Source organism: Paenibacillus sp. LBL (genome assembly GCF_029893715.1).
GTDB classification, from domain to species: domain Bacteria; phylum Bacillota; class Bacilli; order Paenibacillales; family Paenibacillaceae; genus Paenibacillus_AQ; species Paenibacillus_AQ glucanolyticus.
In genome coordinates this window covers 259704-284817 of sequence record NZ_JARXYU010000001.1, presented here as the reverse complement: position 1 = coordinate 284817, position 25114 = coordinate 259704, and the positions used below count along the sequence as shown (strand labels likewise).

General features: G+C 48.7%; 22 protein-coding genes and 1 riboswitch. Of the genes, 14 read left to right on the top strand and 8 right to left on the bottom strand.

The features are described from left to right. Window positions 1-243: 243 nt before the first annotated feature. Window positions 244-1494 carry a methyl-accepting chemotaxis protein gene (locus M2277_RS01385; protein WP_036641922.1) on the bottom strand — a complete coding sequence of 417 codons (1251 nt, stop codon included), beginning with the start codon at window positions 1492-1494 and terminating at the stop codon, window positions 244-246. 192 nt (window positions 1495-1686) lie between these two features. After that, window positions 1687-2409 carry a class I SAM-dependent methyltransferase gene (locus M2277_RS01380; RefSeq protein WP_036641924.1) on the bottom strand — a complete coding sequence of 241 codons (723 nt, stop codon included), beginning with the start codon at window positions 2407-2409 and terminating at the stop codon, window positions 1687-1689. 143 nt (window positions 2410-2552) lie between these two features. Between M2277_RS01380 and M2277_RS01375 the strand changes: the two genes are divergently transcribed. Together M2277_RS01375 and M2277_RS01370 are read left to right on the top strand one after the other, a co-directional pair. Further along, a complete protein-coding gene (locus tag M2277_RS01375) occupies window positions 2553-3251 on the top strand; it encodes a nucleotidyltransferase domain-containing protein (protein WP_036641925.1) in 699 nt (232 codons plus the stop codon). Window positions 3252-3366: 115 nt separating this feature from the next. Next, a complete protein-coding gene (locus M2277_RS01370) occupies window positions 3367-3462 on the top strand; it encodes a YjcZ family sporulation protein (protein ID WP_006211454.1) in 96 nt (31 codons plus the stop codon). 71 nt (window positions 3463-3533) lie between these two features. Here M2277_RS01370 and M2277_RS01365 read toward each other — a convergent pair whose 3' ends face one another. Then, window positions 3534-4136: a YkoF family thiamine/hydroxymethylpyrimidine-binding protein gene (locus M2277_RS01365; protein WP_036641926.1), complete on the bottom strand. Its 603-nt coding sequence runs from the start codon at window positions 4134-4136 to the stop codon at window positions 3534-3536. Window positions 4137-4224: 88 nt separating this feature from the next. Continuing rightward, window positions 4225-4327, bottom strand: a riboswitch (TPP riboswitch). Between the two features lie 233 nt (window positions 4328-4560). Here M2277_RS01365 and M2277_RS01360 point away from each other — a divergent pair. Genes M2277_RS01360 through M2277_RS01350 form a run of 3 tightly spaced genes read left to right on the top strand, consistent with a single transcriptional unit; the run spans window position 4561 to window position 7622 of the window. Next, the gene (locus M2277_RS01360) at window positions 4561-5052 is read left to right on the top strand and encodes a sigma-70 family RNA polymerase sigma factor (RefSeq protein ID WP_280753962.1); all 492 of its coding nucleotides are present in this window, start codon (window positions 4561-4563) and stop codon (window positions 5050-5052) included. Next, window positions 5045-5398: a hypothetical protein gene (locus M2277_RS01355; protein ID WP_063480070.1), complete on the top strand. Its 354-nt coding sequence runs from the start codon at window positions 5045-5047 to the stop codon at window positions 5396-5398. The genes M2277_RS01360 and M2277_RS01355 overlap by 8 nt, the downstream gene beginning before the upstream one ends. Next, window positions 5376-7622 (top strand): carboxypeptidase regulatory-like domain-containing protein, encoded by a 2247-nt coding sequence (locus M2277_RS01350; RefSeq protein ID WP_280753961.1) that lies wholly within the window; start codon window positions 5376-5378, stop codon window positions 7620-7622. The genes M2277_RS01355 and M2277_RS01350 overlap by 23 nt, the downstream gene beginning before the upstream one ends. Before the next feature lie 101 nt (window positions 7623-7723). Here the strand turns inward: M2277_RS01350 and M2277_RS01345 are convergent, their stop codons facing one another. Next, a complete protein-coding gene (locus tag M2277_RS01345; RefSeq protein WP_006211447.1) occupies window positions 7724-8326 on the bottom strand; it encodes a nitroreductase family protein in 603 nt (200 codons plus the stop codon). A 492-nt stretch (window positions 8327-8818) separates the two neighbouring features. Here M2277_RS01345 and M2277_RS01340 point away from each other — a divergent pair, with 492 nt between their 5' ends. From M2277_RS01340 to M2277_RS01320, 5 genes are all read left to right on the top strand, one after another. Then, on the top strand, window positions 8819-9772 hold the full coding sequence (locus tag M2277_RS01340; protein ID WP_006211446.1) for an ABC transporter permease: 954 nt from the start codon (window positions 8819-8821) through the stop codon (window positions 9770-9772). Beyond that, a complete protein-coding gene (locus tag M2277_RS01335; protein WP_006211445.1) occupies window positions 9762-10709 on the top strand; it encodes an iron chelate uptake ABC transporter family permease subunit in 948 nt (315 codons plus the stop codon). The genes M2277_RS01340 and M2277_RS01335 overlap by 11 nt, the downstream gene beginning before the upstream one ends. Further along, window positions 10706-11464, top strand: coding sequence for an iron ABC transporter ATP-binding protein (locus M2277_RS01330; protein WP_036641932.1), 759 nt, complete (start codon window positions 10706-10708; stop codon window positions 11462-11464). The genes M2277_RS01335 and M2277_RS01330 overlap by 4 nt, the downstream gene beginning before the upstream one ends. A 209-nt stretch (window positions 11465-11673) precedes the next feature. After that, window positions 11674-12648, top strand: coding sequence for a siderophore ABC transporter substrate-binding protein (locus tag M2277_RS01325; protein ID WP_063480067.1), 975 nt, complete (start codon window positions 11674-11676; stop codon window positions 12646-12648). Window positions 12649-12846: 198 nt separating this feature from the next. After that, window positions 12847-14271, top strand: a complete 1425-nt coding sequence (locus M2277_RS01320) for an NAD-dependent succinate-semialdehyde dehydrogenase (RefSeq protein ID WP_148246885.1) — start codon at window positions 12847-12849, stop codon at window positions 14269-14271. A 138-nt stretch (window positions 14272-14409) separates the two neighbouring features. On the opposite strand, the gene M2277_RS01315 is transcribed toward M2277_RS01320, so the two are convergent. From M2277_RS01315 to M2277_RS01300, 4 genes are all read right to left on the bottom strand, one after another. Beyond that, the gene (locus tag M2277_RS01315; RefSeq protein WP_148246886.1) at window positions 14410-15372 is read right to left on the bottom strand and encodes a Gfo/Idh/MocA family protein; all 963 of its coding nucleotides are present in this window, start codon (window positions 15370-15372) and stop codon (window positions 14410-14412) included. Window positions 15373-15684: 312 nt separating this feature from the next. Continuing rightward, entirely contained in the window at window positions 15685-16521 is an 837-nt protein-coding gene (locus M2277_RS01310) for a carbohydrate ABC transporter permease (RefSeq protein WP_036641938.1), read from the bottom strand. A gap of 16 nt (window positions 16522-16537) precedes the next feature. Beyond that, window positions 16538-17476: a carbohydrate ABC transporter permease gene (locus M2277_RS01305; protein ID WP_280753960.1), complete on the bottom strand. Its 939-nt coding sequence runs from the start codon at window positions 17474-17476 to the stop codon at window positions 16538-16540. A 48-nt stretch (window positions 17477-17524) separates the two neighbouring features. Next, on the bottom strand, window positions 17525-18784 hold the full coding sequence (locus M2277_RS01300) for an ABC transporter substrate-binding protein (RefSeq protein WP_036641942.1): 1260 nt from the start codon (window positions 18782-18784) through the stop codon (window positions 17525-17527). 440 nt (window positions 18785-19224) lie between these two features. On the opposite strand from M2277_RS01300, the gene M2277_RS01295 reads away from it, so the two are divergent. The 4 genes from M2277_RS01295 (at window position 19225) to M2277_RS01280 (ending at window position 25033) form a co-directional block, all read left to right on the top strand. Then, a complete protein-coding gene (locus M2277_RS01295; protein WP_036642413.1) occupies window positions 19225-20427 on the top strand; it encodes an ROK family transcriptional regulator in 1203 nt (400 codons plus the stop codon). A 70-nt stretch (window positions 20428-20497) separates the two neighbouring features. Further along, the gene (gene glpK / locus M2277_RS01290; RefSeq protein ID WP_280753959.1) at window positions 20498-21988 is read left to right on the top strand and encodes a glycerol kinase GlpK; all 1491 of its coding nucleotides are present in this window, start codon (window positions 20498-20500) and stop codon (window positions 21986-21988) included. 189 nt (window positions 21989-22177) lie between these two features. Next, window positions 22178-23905 carry a glycerol-3-phosphate dehydrogenase/oxidase gene (locus M2277_RS01285; RefSeq protein ID WP_280754297.1) on the top strand — a complete coding sequence of 576 codons (1728 nt, stop codon included), beginning with the start codon at window positions 22178-22180 and terminating at the stop codon, window positions 23903-23905. Between the two features lie 135 nt (window positions 23906-24040). Then, window positions 24041-25033, top strand: coding sequence for an aldose 1-epimerase (locus M2277_RS01280; protein WP_280753958.1), 993 nt, complete (start codon window positions 24041-24043; stop codon window positions 25031-25033). The last annotated feature ends 81 nt before the right edge of the window (window positions 25034-25114 follow it).

The following is a 25114-nucleotide window of genomic DNA, read 5'->3' as shown; positions in this document are numbered from 1 at the left end:
ACCGTTTCTTTCGTAAATGGTGGGTCGGACTTCCATTTTACCATAAGATGAATTCAGGATATTGGAGGGCAACAGCCGATTGGAGGGATGCTTCGTTCCGCAGCGGCAGCGTACTCATAACAGACAAAGGGGCCTCCCTCAGGTCAAGTGACTTTTGGGATACCCCTTCTGCTTTTATAAAAATAACAGCTTAACTAAATTCCTTATGTAGAATAGACGAATAAAAAATAGACGTTATACTTTTTAGAATTTGAAAATATTGATGGTCTTCTGCAGTTGGAAGACGGCATTATTCATCGCTTCGGCTTCCTCAGCCATCTTCTGGATAGACGAAATCCCTTCGTTCATGGAAGCAGATACCTGCTCCGTTCCTGCAGCGGATTGCTGCGTAATCGCAGATATGTTCTGAATGGCGGAAGAGATGTTCTGCGCACTCTCCAGCATGGACTCGCTCTCCTTGGAGAAAGCTGCGATCTGCTCCGAAATATACTGCACGCTGTTTACAATCTGCATGAACACCAGCTCCGCCTCACGGATCATCTCGGTTTGCTGCCGTACGACTTCTTCATTGATCTTAATATTCTGTGCTGCATGTTTGACATCCGATTCAATGCTCCGTACCAGATTAAATACCTCGCGGGTGGAGGAAGTGGATTCCTCGGCCAATTTACGGACCTCTTGGGCAACAACGGCAAAGCCTGCACCATGCTCGCCGGCTCTGGCCGCTTCAATGGAGGCGTTCAAGGACAGCAAGTTGGTCTGATCGGCAAGCTCGGATATGGTTTCGGTGATTTTGGTAATCCCTCTGGCGCTCTTGGCCAGTGCATCGATGGATTCCGAGACTTTTCCGGTGGCGTCGATATTTCGCTGCATCCCCGCGGATTGTTTGGCTACGGAATCTCTTCCTTGCTCAACGAGTCCCAGCGTCTCGATAGAACGGGCGTTCATTTCATGGGTGGAGTGCGTATAATTGCTGACCTTCTCTTCGATTTCGCGGATGGAATGCGTCATCTCCGATACGTCCTCCGAGATTTCGTTCGCACCGACGGCCAGCTCGTTGGAGGAGAGGGATACTTGATTCATAACTTGAATAAGCTCCTGATTTTTATTCGAAATGCTTCGGCTTGATGTCATTACCTTGCGGGTAATGTCCGAGGTTTCCTGTAAAATTTTGCGAAGCTTGTCCACCATGCTGTTGAAGGTTCGGCTTAGGTCGTTCATGCCTCCAACCTCTTCTACCTGGAAGGTAAAGTCGCCTTTGGCGATTTTGGCAGAAACGCTGGAAATTTCGGCGAATGAATTCGTAAGCGTTTTCTCAATAACGCGAGAAAGAGGAAGGGTAAGTCCAATTAAAGCCAAGACAAGTACCACGCCAATGATTGCTTTGCCCATTAGAATAAACGCAAGCAGCATTGGAACCGCAAATAAAGCGGCAATAAGATAACAGGCTGCAGTAATTTTTTGTGAGATTGGGAGTCTGTTGAACCATGCCATAAGAATGAGTCCTCCTCGACAACATAGGATATATTTACCATGATTATAGCATCGCCGGGCTGAACTAGATATAACGAATTGACAAAAAGTGTTGAAATGGGTCGAAAGAACTGATGTTTTGGAAGGGGAGGGGAAGCGCAGCTAACTAGCCAACAGACAAATCCCCTCTCGTTGCATAGATACGCAGCAATATTATTTTACGGCACGGAATAAGGCGGAAGCGAGATAATCGGTGTTATCCAGGATCATCCGGTCATGCTTGAATAACGTTTCCCATAACGTTACATCAAACAGAAGTCCTTTATCGCGCTGCTCAAATGTATCCAGATGACGTGTTTGCTCTTCCTTCAATTGTTCGTTGAAGTGGTTATACTCCAGAATTTCCTCCTGCTTAAAACCGCAAGCCAGCAAGGATTGTGCCCATTCTTCCCGCAGCATCAGATTCGGAATCCCGAAGAATTCCAGCAGCTCCTTGAGCTTTGGCTCAGGCATTGGCTTATTCAGCAGCAATTCTCTGTCCAGCAGAACGCCTCCTTGATCCAGAACGCGATAATATTCAGGGAGTGATCTCGACGTATCCGTGAATACGGTGACTGATTCGGCCATAATCAGATCAAACTGGTTGTCTTCAAAAGGCAGCTCGCACACATCAGCCTGCAAAAATTGCACGTCCATTTTCATGGCTTCGGCTCTGGTGCGTGCTTTTTTAATCATATTCTCATTGAGATCTATGGCCGTGACTTGATAGCCCATCTCCGAAAGATGGCATGCTGTCCTGCCTGTTCCGCAGCCAACCTCCAGAATACGACTGTTCGGCTCAATCGGATAATTCTTCAGCATTCTTAAGGTAGCCTCGAATCCGCCCGGATGCGCACTGCCCATACCTAATCTGGATAGCATGTGAATGTAGTTCATTTCATCTTCCCTTCTTCCTTGTAGTCATCATGAGGGTAATCGTTTATTTACCATATGATTAAGGTACGTTTGGGGTTTTTGCTGAATTAAATATTTTGAGCCCTTTTTTTCGGGAGCTATGAGAACTACTGGGGGAAATAGCCATGAAGAAGGAACCGATGGAGGCAGCAGAGCGTGTTATTCACCGTCATTATCCCGACTGTTTGCTAGCTGTGCTTGGCGGCAGTGCAAGCAGAGGAGAACATAACGAGCAATCTGATTTGGACATCGTCATCCTTGAGCGGGACGGAGATGAGATGCGGAGAAAGACCCTGGAAGCGGATGGATGGATTGTGGAATTGTTTATATTGTCTTTGTCATCCTATCGTGAATACTTCGACGAGGGCGTGATGGCAGCCAATCCGACATTGCAGCGGATCACAGCGGAGGGTAAGGTGCTGCGCTCGTTGCCGGAAGGAGAAGCAGTCCGCGCAGAGGCCCAGCATGATTTGAATTACGGACCGATGCCATGGATGCAAACCGATATTGATGAATACCGTTACATGATTACGGAATATGTGCAGGATTTGAAGAATCCTAAGCGGGATGGCGAGAAATGGTTTACGGTGCAAAAGATCATGATGGTACTTTGCGAATTTGTACTTAGAGTGAATGGGGAATGGACAGGGGAAGGCAAGATGCTGTTTCGGCTGTTCCACCGATTCAGCACGGCATTGGGAGATCAATTGGAGGTTTCGCTTTCAGCGATGTATCGACAGGACGATCCCTCCCTCCTTCTGGCATTCACAGAGCAAGTGCTGAACCCGTTCGGGGGCATGCTTCTTGTGGGTTATGAGGAATAGATTTTGACGGGTGAGCAATAAGAGAGGTACATTAGCCGTGACGTTCGCCTTCCACGACCAATACAATAATCATGTGATTCGGTCACGTCATTCTTTAAATCCAGGAGGGATCTTCATGAGCGGAGTATATGGCGGTGGATGGGGTAATTCAGTAGGTATTATTTTGGTTCTCTTCATCCTGCTCGTAATCATCTCGAGTGCTTGGGTTTAATTCGTCAAGCTCTTGGAGCAAATCGCAAAAGCCCGGCATGCGCCGGGCTTTTGCCTGTTATATAGAAGTGATCACGGTCTTGGCTTGGCTGATGGACTGTGTGCAGACACGACTGCGGTCATGACAAGGTGACTGCTGTCCGATTGGATCGCATGCAAAAACGCATCTTCGAGGGATTCAAACACCTTGGAGATGGAGCCGTCCAACCGGCTGGCATAGTGAACGCTTCCGGCGAACGTTCCTTTTTCCTTAGCCCGATGCACCTCTTTATAGATAACATCCATGTAATGGTCTGTACCCAGTGGATAAAGGGCAAATTGGCAGGCCGTGTCTATATCGGCATTCTTCCCAATCTCGCGGTTCAAACGCTCCGAATCCTCTGACATATATACATCGGCTTCCGTATCACCAGGACAGCCAATAGAATAAGTTCCGTTAAAGACGGTGTGCACACCGCTTGCTGCCGCATAAGCAAAAATCGCCCTCGTTACATCAAATACATGCTCCGCCCGTCCACGAATACAGGTGCTCACATCATCCGTCTGAATCCATACTTTCCCCGTGTTGACGGATTTCAGCGCGTCCATAATGACTTCCACAAATCGGTCAGTCATCGGAAACACCGAGAATCGGCATCCGACGATGCGACTGGTTCCACATGTTAGCTCACTCATTGTTGTTATCCTCCCCTATGATATAAATCCACGCAAAAAAACCGCACCCCGTGAAGAAAGTGCAGTTATGCCTACGTGAAAAAGTATAAACATAAATGCTACACTTCCCCACGCTAGTATGACCTAGATCGGGTGATAAGGGTTAACGGCAGCACGCCGTCTCTCAGCACATGGCACCCCTAGTACAGCCAACATGATATGCAGTTGGTCCCGGAACTATTGCCAGTTCAGGAAGACAAAGGTTTCTTGCTTGTGTTATTGTATCGTTTTGTCGGAAGGTTTTCAATCATTCGATTTTTTTTCGACATTGATCCAAATTGATGCAACCGATGAAAGACCAGACGCATCATAGTTATAGAGAGGGGGAGATGGCCTGGATGTCATACAGCGCTTAAAACAAAAAGAAGAGGCGGCTCTCCGGGAATTGATGGAACAGTATGGAGATTATCTGCTTCGCACGGCAGTATTGCTGCTGCGTGACCGTCAAGCGGCTGAAGAGGCCGTTCAAGATACCTTTATCCAGGCGTTCGAGAATATCGCTCAGCTTCGTGACGGCGACAAACTTCGTAGCTGGTTGACCCGAATTGCAGTGAATCGATGCCGGATGCGGCAGCGTACATGGGATTGGCGTCATATTTTTCCCATGCCGAGGATGGACCAGCATGTAAACGAAAGTGTACCTGCCGTGGATGAAATGCTGGGCGTCCATTGGCGTGAGGCTGAAATGATCAAATCAGTGCAGCAGCTGCCCTATACATACCGAGAAGTGATTACGCTCTATTATTATAATGAGTTGGGTGTTCAAGAAATTGCAGCGCAATTGCAGCTGAATATAAACACGGTTAAGGCACGTTTAATGAGAGGGCGGCATAAACTCCGGCAGATTGTTGTCGAGAAGGGGGAGAGCGATGCGTAGCGAAGAACAGGAAATGGCCGAACAACTAAAGCAGGAGCTGGAGGAAATTCGATTCCTGGGCGCAGAGAAGGTGATTTCTCGCACATTTCCAAAATCCAGCCGCGAACGTTTGTCTTCCTTGTGGAATAAGGAAGTAGAAATTTCTGCTGCCGCAATTGGTTATTTTGGCGCAGTAGCGGCCGTTCTGCTGCTCGGAGGTTTGTTATGGAGGGAAGCAATTGTGAAACCTGCTGTTTCCGTGCCCTTGCAGGTGAGCAATGAACTGCTTGAAGCCGGGGGGAATTATTACTGGAAGGATCAGTACGAGAGGATGGTGGCCAGGCTTGAAAATTCGGGTCAAGATTAAACACCTGGTGTTGGGGGTTTCGGGTTTAATCCTCTTCGTTATGATGGTATCTATGCTCACACCTCGAATAGGGCTGCTGATTGCGGAGAAGCAGATAGAACAAGGCCAAGCTGAGGGGATAGCCAAAGTCATTGACCTTATTCATGAAGAAAGCAGCAGCAACCGGAAATGGGAGATGATCGAGAAGTATGTGATTGTGCCTAGAGCAACAGAGCTATCTCATCGGTTTGATGTGTTTATTAGTCCGGGGTTCACCAGCACAGGAGGAAGCACCGATCAGCAGATTCGTTTTACTGAGGATGAACGTTTGCCGCTGCTGAATCAATATGTGCTGGGAGCGCCAGCCGGAGAATATATGAAATATGCCGCAATAGACCTTGCGGAGCATTATTCGATGAATGGTGATGTGGAGGGAGCAGCGGATATATTGGAAACCGCTATCCAAAAGTTCGGGGATCTGAGCAGCGGATATTCTCCGGAGCCTGTTCTTTATTCCTATCAGCATGAATTGGTGCTGGAGCTTGCGAGCCTCTATGACAGGCTGGACCAGCCTGATCAGGCGGCGCTGCAATATGAGCGATTAGGGAAAGTCCTTTCTGGAGATTGGAGGGACATCCATAGTAAGGCCCTTTTATATCACTCGGAAATGCTCCTGCGTCGGGGGAGCCCCCAAGCCGCTATGGACGTGTTGAATCGGATATCAGAAGGGTCCGGCGGGAACTTTGCAAATTCGGATATCTCAAAACGGGCGAATCAGCTGAAAGGACGGCTGAAGAGGATTTTAGACGGAGAGACCTTGTCAACAGTAAGCGGAACCTTGCGAAATCGTGAGGGGGATCCGATTCCATTCGCAGGTGTATTTTTACGTAAAAACAACGATCTGAATCACAGTCTGCTGTTAAGCGAACCGTACCAAATGCTGACAGACGCGAACGGTCGCTATCATTTCGAGGGTGTAGAGCCCGGCAGGTATCAACTCGGCATTGGTTTGAATTATGAACAAATCAATGGCAGAACGTGGCCTGTAGAATCGGGGGATTGGGTGGAGGTCGCCCCGGAATCGACACGACGGATTGATGTCACGCTGCAGCCATTGATTCAATTGACAACTCCAGTAAACCATGATGAGATACGCGGCGACATGATCTATTTTGAATGGGAGGCTATACCCGAAGCCGCCTACTATAAACTGAGTGTTGGTATCGAATTTGGCAGCGGATCGATGATGACGGCGATGGATAACTATATTGAAGGGAATTCGCTGCGGGTTGCTGTTCAGGATCTGTATGATCTCAGAATCGGACTTTCCTACGAGGATCCGCATGATTGGACGACCGTTGCACCTGAGAGTGTGCTTGGTTACTCCAACCCAGAGGCTCCCTATTTCTGGTCGGTGGATGCTTACAAGGATGACGGCACGAAGTTAACAAGCAGCAGCGGCTACCGGCTCAATGAGAGCACCATGGGTTATTTACCGTATTTCTTGTTAAAAGGTCGTGAATTGACGCCGGAGGACCAGCTGGTACTCGAACGTAAATATGATGAAGCGCTCGCGGCCTATAACGATAATGTGAGCTCGCATCCAGAAGATATTCACAGCTTAAGGATGAAACTCCGATTGCAACAGATCAAGGATCAGTTGTCCAAGGATGTAGATAACAGAAGTTCAGAGGAAACCTTATCCACCCTGCAGGAGATGATCGAACGGCATCCGGCACCAAGCTACCTGATGGATTTGACGAATTACTTCTATAATAATGAAGATTGGGACAGTTACAATCCGGCATTCGATCGGTACTCCTCTGTACGGAGCGAAAGCGAGGATCATTCCTATACCGATTCTCTCCACGCAACAGCGCTTATGAAGCAGGGCAGGCTGGAGGAGGCGGAGAGATGGTTTGCGCGGGTGATCCGACAGGATAAATCCCACCGTTTTATCGGCAATTACCTCGCCGTTCATATGCTGCACAGCGGTTCGCTGGAAAGCACGCTGCAATTGGCCCGGAAATATCCGGAGCGCATGATGTCAAGCGATACGGATTGGGCTGTTCTGGTGGAGCGAATGCTGATCGAATCTGAGGGAAACTCAGGCTATACCGAGATACTGAAAGAGAAATTGCAATGGGGCATGAGCGGAGAGCGGGATGCCATTCAGTTGTGGACGCCGGGAGAGGACTTCCAAGAGATCAAGCCATTCCTTCAGGCCTTATTACATGTTGATTAAGTAGAGTCGCAGTTTCACTGCTGGATAAAGTGTTGGTATGAAAAAAGGCCGCCTATCCAAGTTATCAAAAACTTGGGTGGACGGCCTTTTCCGCTAAGGACTTAGCTGTATACTTTCACGCGATCTTCAATCGGAGCAAATTCTTTTTCGCCTGGTTCAGCAACCGGTTTACCGAAAGGCATTTGAGCGATCAGTTTCCAGCTCTCTGGAATGTTCCATTCGGATTTCACCTTTTCGTCGATCAATGGGTTATAGTGCTGCAGTGATGCACCTAGGCCCTCTGCCTCCAGGGAAGTCCATACCACGAATTGCAGCATGCCGTTGGATTGGTTGGACCATACCGGGAAGTTGTCTGCATACAGCGCAAAGTTTTGCTGCAGGCCTGTAACGACGTCATTGTCCTCGAAGAACAGTACTGTACCGTATCCAGCGCGGAATGCGCCCATTTTTTCAGCCGTGGATTTGAATGCTTCTTCGTTACCGACAACTTCTTTCAAGATGCCCTCGGTCAGGTTCCACAGCTTGTCATGCTGTTCGCCGAGCAGTACAACGACACGTGCGCTTTGGGAGTTGAAGGAAGACGGAGTGTACTTAACAGCTTCGTTCACAATTTCCTGGATACGCTCGTCCGAAATGACAGGGTCCTTGCTGATAGCATAGTGGGAGCGACGATTTTTGAGTGCAGTTGAAAAATCTTTAGACATAAGAAAAAACCTCCTGATGTAATGGTGTTGCATAAGCCTGATAAGAAGATGTCCTTTAATTCAGGTAAATATGCATTTTAGTGAAGCATTTTGCTCATAATCATTATTCCATATCAACTAACAATTTGTTAGAAAAGATATTTATGTTAGCATGTTAATATAATGAGTTGCAAATGTCAACAATTCAGAACGAAACTCAGAACTAAAAGTTTATCTTTAATACCCGCTTACTGAGAATTAAAACACTTTTCTAAGGTCAGTCCTCTGATTGCTTTACACGATATGTCGAAACTTCATATCATGAACAAATCGTGAACAAATGATACGCAGATGAGAAAAATTAAATGATTTTGATTCTCAATTAGGGTTGTCGAGTGAGAATGAGAGTGATATAATGCATATCAGAACGCAATTGATAATCAATCTCATTGAGAAGCTGATGAGATTGCGGACTGTCGGATATTAAGAGACATACGCATAGAAGGAAGAGCCATGAAGATTAGATACTTATTTGCAGCCGTTGTGGTACTCTCCATAATCTCACTATTTATTGGAGTTAAGGACATTTCACCACTGGAACTGTTCTCCATGTCAGAACAACAACAACATATTATGCTTGTCAGCCGGATCCCGAGGCTTGTCAGTCTTATACTGGCAGGGGTCAGCATGAGTATCTGCGGATTGATCATGCAGCAGTTAAGTCGCAACAAATTCGTGTCACCAACAACAGCGGGTACGATGGATTCCGCGAGACTTGGAATTTTGGTTGCCATGCTGGTCTTCACAACAAGCGGTCCACTAATCAAGATGCTTGTGGCATTTGTATTCGCACTAGCGGGAACCTTCATCTTTATGAAGATCCTGGACCGGATCAAGTTCAAGGACGCCATCTTTATTCCCCTCGTTGGACTGATGTTCGGTAATATTGTTAGTTCGATAGCAACCTTCTTTGCTTACAAATATGATCTTATTCAGAATATGTCCGCATGGCTCCAGGGTGATTTCTCCATGATCATCAAGGGACAATATGAAATGCTATATATTAGTATCCCGCTTGTCATTCTGGCCTACCTGTTCGCTAACAAGTTTACGGTAGCCGGGATGGGAGAGGAGTTTGCAACGAACCTTGGTCTCAAGTACCGGAGAGTTGTGAACCTGGGATTGGTCATTGTAGCGCTGGTCACCGCATCCGTCGTTCTAACCGTCGGCGTGATTCCTTTTCTCGGTCTGATCATACCTAATATCGTTAGCCTGTATCTGGGAGACCACTTGAAAAAAAGCCTTTCGCATACCGCGCTGCTGGGGGCCGGATTCGTATTGTTCTGTGACATCCTTGGCAGGATCATCATTTATCCCTATGAGATTCCAATCAGCCTGACCGTGGGCGTCCTTGGAAGCGGTATATTCATTTTCTTACTGATGAGGAGAAAGGCTTATGACTTATAAAGCCAAAATCGGCCTGTTGGCCGCGGCGGCAATCATCCTGGTGGCAGTCTTTCTGTTCATTGATCTTGGCAGCAATTGGGACTACGCGCTTCCGAGAAGGATCAAAAAGGTGCTTGCTATTATTCTGACCGGCGGAGCCATTGCTCTGTCTACCACGGTGTTTCAAACGGTCACGAATAACCGGATACTAACGCCGAGTGTTATGGGATTGGATTCCTTATATATTCTTATCCAGACAACGGTAATCTTCGTCTTTGGATCGTTTACGCTGTACAAACTGGGCAGCAATGTGAACTTCCTGATTAATGTCGGAGCCATGATATTGTTTGCTGGAGTTTTATACAAAATACTGTTCAAAAGGGAAGGGAATAATATTTACTTCCTGCTGCTCATCGGTATGATATTCGGTACGCTGTTCTCCAGCATGTCCTCCTTCATGGAGGTGCTGATTGATCCGAATGAGTTCCAGTATGTGGCGGACAAAATGTTTGCCAGCTTCAACAACGTAAAGACGGAGCTGCTCATTCTTGCCATGATTGTGGTTGCTTTGTCACTTCTCTATTTTGCTCGATTCGCCAAGTATCTAAACGTGCTTTCACTTGGACGTGAGCAGGCGATCAACCTCGGTGTGAATTATGATTACGTGGTGAAGCGGCTCCTGATTATTGTCGCTGTTCTGATCTCTGTAGCAACTGCGCTGGTCGGGCCGATTACATTCCTGGGACTTCTTGTTGTCAATGTTGCCTATGAGGTTATGAAGACATATCGGCATTCATACTTAATCACAGCTTCTATACTTATTAGCATCATCGCGTTAGTGGGCGGTCAACTGGTTGTCGAACGGGTGTTTACGTTCTCCACAACGCTCAGTGTTATCATCAACTTCATCGGCGGTGTCTACTTCATATACCTGCTACTAAAGGAGAGTAAAGCATGATCCAGGTTACGAACGTATCGAAAGTCTATAGCGGCAAAAAAGTCGTTGATAACGTGTCGGTTACGATCCCGAAGGGGCAAATCACTTCCTTTATCGGCCCTAACGGTGCCGGTAAAAGTACTTTGCTGTCCATGATAAGCAGATTAACGGGCAAGGACAGCGGTCAAATTACGGTGGATGGCAAAGAGGTCAGCCAGTGGAAGAGCAGCGACCTTGCGAAGAAGGTTTCGATTCTGAAGCAATCTAACCATATCAGTCTTCGTTTGACCGTGAGGGAACTCGTATCTTTTGGCCGATTCCCTTACTCTCAAGGCAGGTTGAATGCGGAAGATGAGAAGTTCGTGGATGAAGCGATCTCGTATATGGAGCTCGGAGATATGCAGCATAAATTTCTTCATCAGCTCAGCGGCGGTCAAACCCAGCGTGCTTACATCGCTATGGTTATCGCCCAGAATACAGAGTATATTTTGCTGGATGAGCCACTGAACAACCTGGATATGAAACACTCCGTGCAGATCATGAAGATTCTTCGAAAGCTTGTCGCCGACATGAATAAAACGATTGTTATCGTGATTCACGACATCAACTTCGCTTCCTTCTACTCGGATTACATCGTTGCCTTGAAGGATGGCGCTATTGAGAGCGAAGGGAAGACCGAGAGCATCATTCAGAGCAATGTTCTGCGCGGAATCTACGACATGGACATTGAGATTGAAGAGATTAACGACAATAGAGTATGTGTGTACTACGCCTAATCTATAACAACGTTTGTAAGGGATAAGGAACGGTTCAACTGCCATCGGCAGGTTCCTTATCTCTGCTAAAATAGCTGGGGCTGCCTTGCGAAGGGACGGCATGATTCAATCTGTCCTTATTTAATTACTAATTCAACCATACATTCAAATATATGTTGAAGATCAATATGAAGCAGGAAAATACAAATATAAAAGATGGGGTGTACGTAATGAAAAAATGGTTAACTTTATTCATGGTAGTAATGTTCACGATTGTACTCGCAGCTTGTGGTCAAGACGATAAAACAACAGGTGCCGGTGGCGGAGACGCTGCAGGGGATACGCCTCCAGCCGAAGCGGAAACAATTAAGATCACCCACCAGCTTGGTGAAACCGATGTACCGAAGAACCCTTCACGTCTGGTTGTATTCGATTTTGGTATTCTGGATTCCGTAGATAAATTGGGCGTTGAAGTATTAGGCGTTCCGCAAGCGAATATTCCTGCTTACTTGTCCAAATTTGAAGATAAGAAGTACGAGAATGTAGGGAGCCTGAAAGAGCCGGACTTTGAGAAAATCAACAGCATTGATCCCGATCTGATCATCATTTCCGGCAGACAGCAAGATGCTTATGAGGAACTGAGCAAAATTGCTCCAACGATCTTCTTGGGCGTGGATACAAGCAAATACATGGAATCCTTCAAATCCAACATGAACACGCTTGGTCAAATCTTTGGTAAAGAAGCAGAAGTTGAGAAAGAAATGGCTGCCATCGATGAGAACATCAAAGCGCTGAATGAAAAAGCAACGGCAACAGGCAAGAAGGCATTGATCATTCTTGCTAACGAAGGCAAAATCAGTGCATACGGTCCAGGTTCCCGTTTTGGTATTTTGCATGATGTGTTTGGTTTCGGAGCAATAGATCCTAACATCGAAGTCAGCACACATGGTAAAGATATTTCGAACGAGTACATTGTAGAGATGAACCCTGACTATCTGTTTGTGGTTGACCGCGGTGCAGCTGTTGCCACTGGCGAAGGGGAATCAGGCGCTAAAGCGGTAGTTGAGAATGAGCTTGTAAAAACAACCAATGCCGCTAAAGACGGAAACATCGTTTACTTGAACCCGGATTTCTGGTATCTTTCCGGCGGCGGGTTGACTTCCGTATCTGAAATGATTACTGAAGTTGACGCAGCTATTAAATAATCCAAGACCCTTTCCGAAGGGAACGGTAATGAACATAGAAGACACCGGAGCAGCTTTTACCAGGCGCTCCGGTGTTTTATTTTTTTGCATTAGGGTAAGTGGTTAACGGATAATAAGATAAGGCAGATGTTGACGTAATAAGATGATGATCATCAGGCTCGCTCAACCTGGAATAGTCGATTAGGAGGAGGTCTTTATATGTATCGGAATCAAATCTATATAGATGGACAATGGGTTCAGACCGAGGAGCAAATGGACGTATATAATCCGGCGAACGGGAAGGTTATAGGCACCGTGCCTAAAGGCGGCAAGAGAGAAGCCCAGCAAGCGGTGGATGCTGCAGCGGCAGCTTTTTCGGATTGGTCCGGCAGAACCGCGAATGATCGCGGGGAACTGCTTCGCCGGTGGCATCAGTTAATTGCAGATCATACGGATGAATTGGCCCGAATCATGACCACGGAGCAGGGGAAACCGCTGAAGGAAGCAGCAGGCGAGATTCGATATGCCAACAGCTTTGTTGATTGGTATGCGGAAGAAGGTAAACGAATATATGGCGAGACCATACCCGGTTCTTCCAGTCGTCAACGTATCATCGTGACCAAGCAACCAGTGGGTGTTGTAGCTGCCATTACGCCTTGGAACTTCCCGGCTTCGATGATTACACGCAAGGTAGCCCCTGCGCTGGCAGCTGGCTGCACCGTAGTTATCAAGCCGTCCGGTGAGACGCCATTCACGGCGATCAAGCTGGTGGAGCTAGCAGATGAGGCGGGCATTCCTGCCGGGGTAATCAACATCGTAACTGGACCTTCAGGTGATATCGCTGACGTGTGGCAGAAGGACAGTCGGGTGAGAAAACTGTCATTCACGGGTTCAACCGAAGTGGGGAAACAACTGATGGCTGGCGCTGCGGCCAATGTGAAGAAAATATCGCTGGAGCTTGGTGGTCATGCTCCATTTATCGTGACAGATCAGGCAGACCTGGATCAAGCGGCAGCGGGATTAATCTCTTCCAAGTTCCGCAATGGGGGACAGACCTGTGTATGTGCCAACCGGATTTATGTTCAAGAATCAGTTGCGGAGAAGTTCGCAGCGAAGTTTACGGAGCTTGTCAAACAATTGAGGGTGGGGAATGGACTGGAGAACGGAATCGATATCGGACCCTTGATTAACGAGGAGGCTGTGGATAAAGTCGTTCGACAGATCAAGGATGCGGAAGAGAAGGGTGGCGTTATATTGGCTGGCGGTCAAGCTCTCCCTGATCTGGGAGGCAACTATGTCGAGCCAACCGTGATCATGAATGCCACGGATGACATGGAGTGCATGAATGAGGAGACCTTCGGTCCCCTTGCACCCATTACCACCTTCAAAACCATAGACGAAGCGGTCAAGCGAGCCAATAACAGTCCTTACGGATTGGCTGCCTATGTGTTTACGCAGAATTTGGGCGAAGCGGTCAAAATCGCGGAATCTCTCGATTATGGCATCGTAGGAGTGAATGACCCTGTACCTTCCACCGCTCAAGCTCCGTTTGGCGGATTTAAAGAGAGCGGACTGGGCCGGGAAGGCGGCCATTACGGAATGGAGGAATTCCTGGAGGTAAAGTACATTTCACTTGGTTTGTAAGAGCGGAATGAGTATTGCGATATTCAATGAACATGGACAAGCTGAGCTGTCCAAACGAATTTAAGCCGTACTGCATCAGGGCAACAAAAATTCAGGGGCGTTCTCCAGGTTCAGACCTGGAGAACGCCCCCTTTTGAGCTATTGCTGAATCAATACCGGCTTACCGGTTTCCGCGGATTCATTCGCGGCCAGCGTCACCTCGAGTGTCTTGAACCCGTCTTCGTAGGAGGCAAGCACAAGGCTTGGATCCTGGTTTCGAATGGCGTCGATCAAGGCCGTAGTAAGATCCTTGTAGAAGTCGGTTTTGCTGCGGTATACCACTTCTTTCTCCTTATCTGCGATGGAAAGCGTGGTTCCATCCAGAACGACCCGGAAATCGCGTCCCATGATCTCAATTCCGCTCCGATGATCGAATTGGATAAATCCCGTCTGCATATGGCCGACTGCTCCAGAGTCCAGCACGAATTGAATCGCGCCTACATCGGGAATGTCCAGATCCGGAATATCCTGCATAAGCAAGAGACTCATATCGGCATACAAACGGGTGATGTCGCCGCACAGGTAGCGTACAAGGTCCATGGTATGAGTAGACTGCTCAACCAGCTGTCCGCCGGACAATTCTTTTTTGCGCCACCAAGGAGTAGGTACAGGTGTCGTTATGTAGTGGGCACGGACCATGCCGATTTTTTTGTCTTTAAGAAAATCCTTGGCGATTGCAACGGTGTCCAGGTAGCGCAGACAGTATCCGGAAGCTGCTATGATTCCGCTTTCATTGATGACTTTGACTTTGTGACGGACGGACTTCACGTCCAGACCCAGCGGCTTCTCGACCATCAAGTGAATGCCCTTGGCTGCTGCCTGTTCTTCAATATCTCCATGGCAGAATGGCGGGATGCATACGTACAGAACATCCAGCGGTTCCTGCTCCAGCATCGTGCTGCCGTCCGTATAATAAGCGGAGCCATACAATTCGGCCTGCTGTTTGGCTAATGCTTCATTCGTATCGCATATTGCAGCCAGTTGAACATGTTCATTCTGGTGAAGGTTTTTAATATGGACAGCGCCCATACCTCCGGCTCCAATTACACCTGCTTTAATCATAGGTTGCTCACTCCTGATCGTATAATGATGATGGATAAATATTCCCCAATTCTAGGACTCACACGTGATTATAGCCCCGCTATCCATATTATTCAAGCTTTCCTTTGTATGCCGGTACAGAGGATTCACCTGGAAAAAAGTACAGCAAACCTTCCTGAATACATACTAGGTGCTTGCTGCTAATAACCCTCATACCCGGCATAGGTGCGTCGGCAGCGCCATAGGGACGATGTTTCCCATAGCGCCAACACCAACTCTGACATCGGTATCATCCGGCAGACTCCTTTATCGTGTATATTGCTGCGGCATGTGTTATCCTTTAATCCCGTTCATGGCAATGCCCTCAATGAAGTAGCGCTGAAGGAATATAAACAGGATGATGATCGGAAGGGTTGCCATAAGCGCACCGGCCATCAGGAGAGGATAGTCGGTGGAATGCTGTCCCTGAAAGCTGGAGATTCCAATGGATAGCACCCGCATGTCCTCTGAGCTTGTCATAATGAGCGGCCACAGTAAATCGTTCCACGAGGCGAGTATGGTGAAGATGGCCAGGGAGACAAGCGCAGCTTTGGATAACGGTAAGTAAATATTCCAGTAGATCCGGAAATAACTGCAGCCATCGATTTTGGCTGCCTCCTCCAGATCCTTCGGCAATGTCATGAAGAATTGTCTTAACAAGAACGTACCGAAGGCACTGAAAATACCCGGTACAATGAGCACATAGAACGTATCCAGCCAATTGAACTCACGCATAATGACAAAGCTCGGGATCATCACAACCTGTGACGGTACCATCAATACCGCAAGGAGCGCGAGGAAGATAGCATTCTTGAAAGGAAATCTCAGACTTGCAAAAGAATAGGCTGCAAGTGAGCACAGGACAAGCTGGCCCACTGTGCGTCCGAGTGTGACGATAACGGTATTCAAGTAATACGTGCCAAAATCAATGGTTTGAATGACACGGAGGTAGTTGTCCAAGTGCCATTCGACAGGGAGCCATTTGGGCGGAATCGACATGGAATCGGCAAAGGACTTGAAGGATGTGGATATCATCCACAGAAACGGCATAATCATGAGCAGCGCCCCGGCAGCTAACAGAACGTGGACTGCCAGACGGCTTGCTTTTCCCGATCGGGTTGAAGTATTCACGTCTTCATTCCTCCTGTTATTGGTAGTGAACCCAGCGCTTTTGAATATACATTTGAACCATGGTGATGACTAGAATCACAACGAATAGAATGAAGGCCTGCGCTGAAGCGTAACCCATATTGAAATATTTGAACCCGTCTTCCCAAATGCTGTAAACGACGGTCCGGGTGGATTCCAGCATCGTAGTCTGCTGATCCATCATAATGAAAATCAGGTCAAACACCTGGAATGAATTGATAAAGGACATGACCAATACAAAGAACAGGCTGGGCGTCAGCAGCGGCAGCGTGATCCGAAAGAACTTGTACATCGTTCCGGCACCGTCCAGCGAAGCGGCTTCATAATAGCTGCTGGAGATGCACTGGAGACCGGAGAGCAGAATGACGGCGTTATACCCGATACTGCTCCAGACGCTGACAAGCACGATGGAAAACAAAGCGAATTTTTCATCAAACATCCAATTCGGCTGAGGCAGATTCAACACTCCCAGCACATGGTTGATCAACCCGAATTCGGAGTTGTACAGCCATTTCCAGACCATGCCGACCGCAATCGGCATCGTGATTACCGGGATGAAATACAGTGTGCGGTAGAAGACCATGCCTCTGATCTTCTGATTCAGCAGTACGGCCAGAACCGTTGCGATTGCAACGGACAACGGAACGGTGCCGACGGTATACATCATCGTGTTCAGCATGGAGCCGGTGAATTTGTCGTCCTTCATCAGATTCGTGAAATTATCCATTCCGACGAACTGGGGAGAGGTTAACCCGTCCCACGATGTAAACGACAGGAACAGGGATGCGGCGGAAGGGGCCATGTAGAACAAACCAAGCCCCAGCACGACCGGCAGGATGAAGATATATCCCCACAGGGCTTCGTGCCGGGCAAGTTTCCCGACCTTTCGCTTGGGTATCTCAGGAGGTTTCGTGGTCACAGTTATGGGAGAGCTCACAGGCTGCACAGTCCTTTCTTGGTATTCCTACTTGGGAGCGGATGGTTGTCATTTGGTTTCAGTTGCAAGGATTGCATCCATTTGTTCACCGGCGTTTTTGAGCGCTTCTTCAAAGGTTTTTTTGCCAAGAAAGGCTGCCTGGATTTCCTTCACTTCCGCATCCTGCCATTCCGCTGTTTTCTGGGACACCGGATAAGGCACGGCAAATTCCAGACTGTCCACAAATACCTGCAGATCGAGAGAAGGAATGGATTTCAGCCAGCCACCTTCCGTGCCTTTGTAGGCAGGCATCGAGAAGCCGGAATCGGCCAGCAGTTCCTGTCCTTCCTTGCCCGATAGTATCTGCAGCAATTCCCAGGATTCCTGCTCTACTTTTGTCTTGCCGTTGATTGCCCAGCTCAGTCCGTGAACGATGGAAGCTTTCTGTTTACCGGCAGGAAGAACAGCAACGCCGAGTTTATCGCCGAGAAGCTTGTGCAGCTCAGGCGAGTTGACCGAAATCCCCGGAAACATGGCGGCCTTGCCGGAGCCGAACAATTGGCGGGACTTCGTTTCAAGCTGCTGCTGCGCATTCGGCGAGTAGCCTTTGTCAATCAAGCCTTGTTCCCACTTAAAGGCCGACAGAGCTTCAGGCGTATTAAAGCCGGATGACTTCTTATCGTCCGAGATTACAAATCCTCCTGCTTGGGCAATAAAGTTGTAGTAACCGATTTGATTGTCGATCGGCGCTATGTAACCGTAAATACCGTTTGTTTTATCGGTCAGCTTGGCCGCATTCTCCTCTACGGTTTCCCAGGTCCAGGTATCGTCGGGATAGGATAAGCCCGCGTTGTCAAACAACTCTTTGTTGTAATAGAGTCCGATGGAATCCTGGAAGTAAGGAAGACCGTGAAGCTTGCCTTGATAGGTATACATATCGACGAGTGCTTCGGTATAAACCGAGGTGTCCAGTCCGCTTTGCTCAATGAGGGGAGAGAGGTCTTTGATCAGACCGGAGGAGGCGTAGGAGTGAAAGTTGGGTCCGTTCATCCAGTAAACATCAGGACCACTATTGCCGGCGAGGCTTGTTCTCAGCTTGGTCCAATAATCCGCCCATGGCGTATACGTTACTTTCACTTGAACATTCGGATGCTTCTCATTGAAAATTTTGATGGACTTGTCCAGCGTGTCCCGTACATTTTCGTCCCAGAGGGCGACGTTGATTACCTTTTTCCCATTGTCGCCACCGGAGGCATTGCCACCACAAGCGGACAGTAAGACAGTAAACACGAATAGCATCGTAATCAGGACAGACATTCCTTTTTTCATTACATAACCCTCCTTAAAATGTTGGCATGGTTTTGATCAAGCATGATGGGGTCATAAAGCTTGTTCGACGTGAAAACCAGTCTCCTTGGATGGGAGCGCCCCCTTTGTATAGCTGGAGTAAAAAGCATTAGTTATTCCAATCATCGAAAAAAGTTAACATCAACATGCTATCTTTTGTGACAGAATAACTAGCTTCTATTGCGAAAGATTATATAATCCCCTCGATTATTTTTCAAGATAGCGATTTCAATTACTTTTAAATTATTTTTTTCACATATTGTGAGGTTGGGATGAATTCTTACATATAACATTATTTTGATTGATGGAATAAGTTAATTTCGGTTATTGAAAATGTTATAGTGTAGCTAACCTCATTTTTCCGATACAGAAAGTCGCACTAATTGATGAACCTATAGAAAGGTTGAGCTTGCTTGAACAATATGAAAAAAGGGGATCACAAGCTGATCCAGGCGTTAAACCGATCCAAGGTGCTGAACAAGATTCGTACGGATGGTCCCATATCGAGAATTGAGCTGGCCAAAAAAAATAAGCTGAGCCCCTCCACAGTCGCTTCCGCCGTTCAGGAGCTGATTAAGGAGGGCTACGTCTCTGAAATCGGCACGGGTTCTTCCAGCGGAGGGAGAAAACCCATTCTTCTCCAATTCAATCCGGATAATCATTATTTATTTGCTGTAGCCATAACGAATTCATTCCTAAATCTGGCCCAGATGAACCTGGAGGCAAGGGTGCTGAGAAAGGAAACCTATCCGATCGAAGGACTTCAGGGTAATGCGGTTATCGAGCGGCTGCTCGAGCTCATGGATGATTTCACTGCAGGAGCGGAGGACTTGGAACGTTGTGTCGGCATTTCCCTCACCGTTCCAGGTATTGTGAGTGATAGTCAGGGAGTGCTGCACTATAACACCAAGCTGCGGATGACCGATGTTCCGCTAAGGCAGATCCTCGAAGACCGCTATGGAATGCGGACCTGGGTTGAAAACGATATGAATTCCGTTGTGCTCGCAGAGCGGCGATTTGGTGATTATGCATTCGGGAATTTGATCTATATTTCCATCGGTGACGGACTCGGCTCCGGTATATTAATAAACGATAGCCTCCTGAGAGGCAAGCATGGGGGTGCCGGCGAGTTTGGACACACCAGCGTGAATCGCAGCGGAATTCGGTGTGAATGCGGCAATGTAGGCTGCTTGGACAGTTATATCAGCTGGATCGCCGTGTATTCACGAATCATTACAGCAATAGCCACAGGACGACCGACTCTAATTCAGGAGCTGAGCGGAGGGGATTACAGTAAAATCGTTCCGTCCGTGTACAAGGAAGCCCTGTGCAGAGGGGACAAGCTGGCCATGGATCTGAATGAAGAAGTAGCGGAACACCTCGGCGCAGCCATTGTTAATCTGGTCAATATGTTTAATCCCGAAGCACTCGTTCTGGGCGGGGAGATGGCGCATGGGAATCCGGAGCTTTTGGCAATGGTTCGAAAATATATGGACCGGCATGCGATGCCGATCCTGAAGGATGATATGGTGTTTGGATTGGCATCCCTTGGCGAAGATGATAAGTTAATCGGTGCGGCTTCTGTCCTTCTGCAGGACTTATTTGGTTTCACCCTGACGGAATAATGAATTTGACAACGTTTCCACCTGCACGTTATCTTTGGTTAAATGCACTTAACGGAAGGGGAGAAGATGATTGGAGCAGTACATTCTGTCGCTTGACCAGGGAACGACAAGCTCTCGGGCAATCTTGTTTAACAGGGAAGGAGAAATTGTACACTCAGCGCAAAAGGAGTTCCCTCAGTATTTTCCTCAACCGGGGTGGGTGGAGCAGAATGCCAATGAAATATGGGGCTCCATCCTTGCGGTTATTGCGACCTGTTTATCCGAATCGGGTGTGAAGGCGGATCAGATAGCGGGCATCGGGATCACGAATCAGCGGGAGACCGCAGTATTGTGGGACCGCAACACGGGTGAACCGATATATCATGCGATTGTATGGCAGTCCAGGCAGACAGCCGGCCTATGCGAGGAGCTGATCGCTGCAGGGCATGACGGAAAGGTCAGGGAGAAGACCGGGCTTTTGATCGATCCGTATTTCTCTGGTACCAAAATCAAATGGATTCTCGACCATGTGGAGGGTGCGCGGGAACGCGCCCGGGGTGGAGAGATTATATTCGGCACCATTGATACCTGGCTGATCTGGAAGCTGTCCGGAGGCCAAGCGCATGTGACCGACTATTCCAATGCTTCACGCACGATGCTCTATAACATCCATGACCTGAAATGGGATGATGAGCTGCTGCAGCTGCTGGATATTCCGAAGGTCATGCTGCCTGAGGTAAGGCCTTCTTCTGAGATATACGCCAATACGGTGACCTATCACTTCTTCGGGCGTGAAGTGCCGATTGCCGGGGCTGCGGGAGATCAACAGGCAGCGCTGTTTGGTCAGACCTGCTTCTCCGAGGGCATGGTGAAGACAACGTACGGAACAGGCAGCTTCATGCTGATGAACACTGGCGACAAGCCGGTCAAATCCGAACATGGGCTGATTACGACGATTGCCTGGGGACTCGATGGCAAGGTGCAGTATGCGCTGGAGGGCAGCGTATTTGTGGCCGGATCAGCTATACAGTGGCTGCGCGACGGTCTGCGGATGTTCCGTGAGGCGAAGGACAGCGAGCCTTATGCGCGCAGGGTTGATTCAACGGAAGGCGTGTACGTTGTGCCCGCTTTTGTCGGACTTGGCAGTCCGTACTGGAACAGCGACGTACGGGGCGCTGTTTTTGGTCTGACCAGAGGTACGTCGAAGGAGCATTTCATCCGTGCAACCCTGGAGTCGCTTGCCTACCAGACCCGGGATGTACTGTCCGTCATGGAGGAGGATTCAGGGTATAACATCACATCCCTGCGAGTGGATGGAGGCGCGGTGACCAACACCTTTCTTATGGAATTCCAGAGCGATATTCTGAACGTTCCCGTGGAACGCCCGGACATCACGGAGACGACGGCTCTTGGAGCCGCATTCTTGGCGGGTCTTGCTGTTGGCTTCTGGAAGGACCAGGATGAGATATGCAGCAAATGGAGCATGGGGCGGAGCTTTACGCCAACCATGCAGGAAGAAGTAAGGGAACAATTATATGCGGGGTGGAAAAAAGCCGTTTATGCGGCAATGGCTTTTCATTAGCATTTTATATGTTATAATAATTCATAAGTGAATATTTGTCTGGAGACTTGGAGAGACCACTAGGCGCGGAAGACCTCATGGAACGAGGTTTGTTACTGCGTGTTTCGTGGTCTCTTTTTTGTTGCTGTTTCTATAAGAGGTAACAATAGATAAAAAAAAGGGTAAAACATACTGGGAGGGATTTGTTTGATGTTGCCACAGTCGTTTTCAAGCTTGGATCGCAAGCGTCGTTTTGAAGGAATTGCAGAGAGCACTTATGAGCTGATCGTGATTGGCGGCGGGATCACCGGTGCGGGGATTGCACTCGATGCGGTCACGCGCGGCATGTCGGTCCTGCTGGTGGAGATGCAGGATTTTGCCGCAGGAACCAGCAGCCGCTCGACCAAGCTGGTGCATGGCGGACTGCGGTATTTGAAGCAGTTGGAAGTGGGGATGGTGGCTGAAGTCGGCAAGGAACGGGCGGTAGTCTACGAGAACGGACCGCATGTTACTACGCCGGAGTGGATGCTGCTGCCCATACATCAAGGAGGCACCTTCGGGAAGTTCAGCACTTCTGTCGGCTTGATGGTATACGATTTCCTGGCTGGCGTGAAGCGGGGAGAACGGCGCTCCATGCTGTCTGTCTCCGAGACGCTGAAGCGGGAGCCGCTTCTGAAGCAGGAAGGCCTGAAGGGCGGCGGTTACTATGTAGAGTACCGGACGGATGATGCCAGACTCACGCTTGAGGTCATGAAAGAGGCAGCTGCCAGAGGGGCTGTGCTGTTCAATTACGCGAAGGCCGAGTCTTTGAACTATGATACGAATGGACGGATTACCGGCATCACGGTGAGAGATATGCTGGACGGCGAGGTCAGGACCGTAACCGGAACCAAAATCGTGAACGCAGCTGGCCCTTGGGTGGATCAGGTGCGAGAGATGGATAGGTCCAAGAAGGGAAAAATGCTTCAGTTGACCAAAGGGGTCCATCTGGTCATTGACCAGTCCAAATTCCCGCTCCGTCAAGCGGTGTACTTCGATACACCTGACGGCAGAATGGTGTTTGCTATTCCTCGTGACGGAAAGACCTACGTGGGAACAACCGATACGGTGTACAAGGCCAATCCCGTGCGTCCCCTGATTACGGTGGAAGACCGGGATTATATATTGAAAGCTATTCACTATATGTTTCCCGATGTGAAGCTGTCCGCGGCTGACGTTGAATCTGGGTGGGCCGGAGTCCGGCCGCTGATCTTGGAGGAGGGCAAGAGCCCGTCCGAAATTTCACGCAAGGATGAGATATGGGAATCCCCGTCCGGCCTGATCACCATTGCGGGTGGCAAACTGACCGGTTACCGCAAAATGGCGGATACGGTTGTGGATCTGGTTGCCAAACGAATTCAGGAGCAGGGCGGCCAAACGTTTGGTCCCGGGACAACGAAGAATCTGCCGATATCCGGCGGGCATATAGGCGGCTCCCGTCAATTTCCTGAATTTGTTCGCAAGCAGGCGGATATCGGAGCGGCACAAGGAATCGACCGTAAGCTCGCCGAGCAATGGGCGCAGATGTACGGCTCCAACGTAACGGAGTTGTTTCGCTTGGCCAGCGCAGGATCCAATCAAGCGGAAGCATCCGCGCTTCCCGTATCGGTTCTGGTACCTCTGATGTATGCGATCCAGTATGAGTTGGCGTCGAAGCCGACGGACTTTTTCATCCGCCGTACGGGTTCCCTGTTATTTAACATCCAGTGGACAAGAAAATGGAAGGAGCCCGTAATGGATTATATGGCTTCCGTTCTGGCATGGAGCGAGCAGCAGAGAACGGAATACGCAAGGGAACTGGATGAGGAACTGGCATCTGCCACACAGCCAATAGCACAGGAGCAATCGGAGGCAGTGTCCCTCTCACAAGACTCCACACAAGAAAAACTATCTTCTTAAACGATGTGCCTAACCAAGATGCAAGGAAGAGGGTTTGGTTAGAGCCATAACGGCTTATTCAAGCTCGACAATCTAGTCGTAAGGGCAACGGTATGATAATCTATATACGTTCACATTGAGAGGAGAGATGACCCGATGAACCACAAAGCGTATGAAGAATTATATCACGGAGAGAGCGCGGTTTGGCTCCAGCATGGCCCTTACGAAGCGGCGATATTGCCTGGGATCGGAGGCAATCTCATCGCTTTCAGGGATAACGAAAGCGGTTACCGTTTCCTTCGCGAACCTGAAGCACACGAGATGGAAGCATTCAAGTCCAATCCAGGCGTTCACGGCATTCCTGTCCTGTTTCCGCCGAATCGATATGAAGACGGGAGGTTTCCATGGAATGGACAGACCTATCAATTCCCGGTGAATGAGGTTGAGACAGGTAATCACCTCCATGGCTTTTTACATACGATACCGTGGACGGTCGAGGATTATGGCAGCAGTGAGGCTGAAAGTTATGTGGTCGTTTCCGTAACGATCGATGAGGATCACCCGGTGTACGCCATGCTTCCGCACACGTTCACGTTTCGGCTCCGCTATACGCTGAATCGGGATGGATTAGCCCAGCATGTGTTGATACGCAACCGGGGAACGAGCAGCATGCCTTGCCTGCTTGCCTTCCATACGGCGATCAATGCTCCGTTTGCACCTGAGAGCACAGCGGATGATTGCGTTGCAAGAATAACGATCGGAGAGCGGTGGGAAATGAGTGACCGCATGCTGCCGACCGGGGAATTCCAGTCCCTGACGGCGGAAGAAGAACGGCTGCGGACAAGCGGGGTCAACCCCTATTTTGCCCCCATGGACAACCATTACACGGCTGTACCGCAGAACGGCAGAAACCGTATGGAATTGACGGATACCAGGCTGGGAAAAACCTTGGTCTATGATGTCGGCAACTCATATAAGCAGTGGATGGTATGGAATAACAAGGCATCCCGGAAGTTTTTCTGTCCCGAGCCTCAGATCAATCTGGTGAATGCTCCAAACGTGAATTTGCCGGCGGATGATATCGGTTTGTTCGGTTTGGCACCGGGTGATATTTGGGAAGCCACCTCTCGGCTGTATCTTAAAGGCTGATCCTTAATTCCTCCCCCATAAAAAAGCGTATGGATCGCAACACCTGTTACTCAGGGCGTTTACAGTCCATACGTTTTTGCT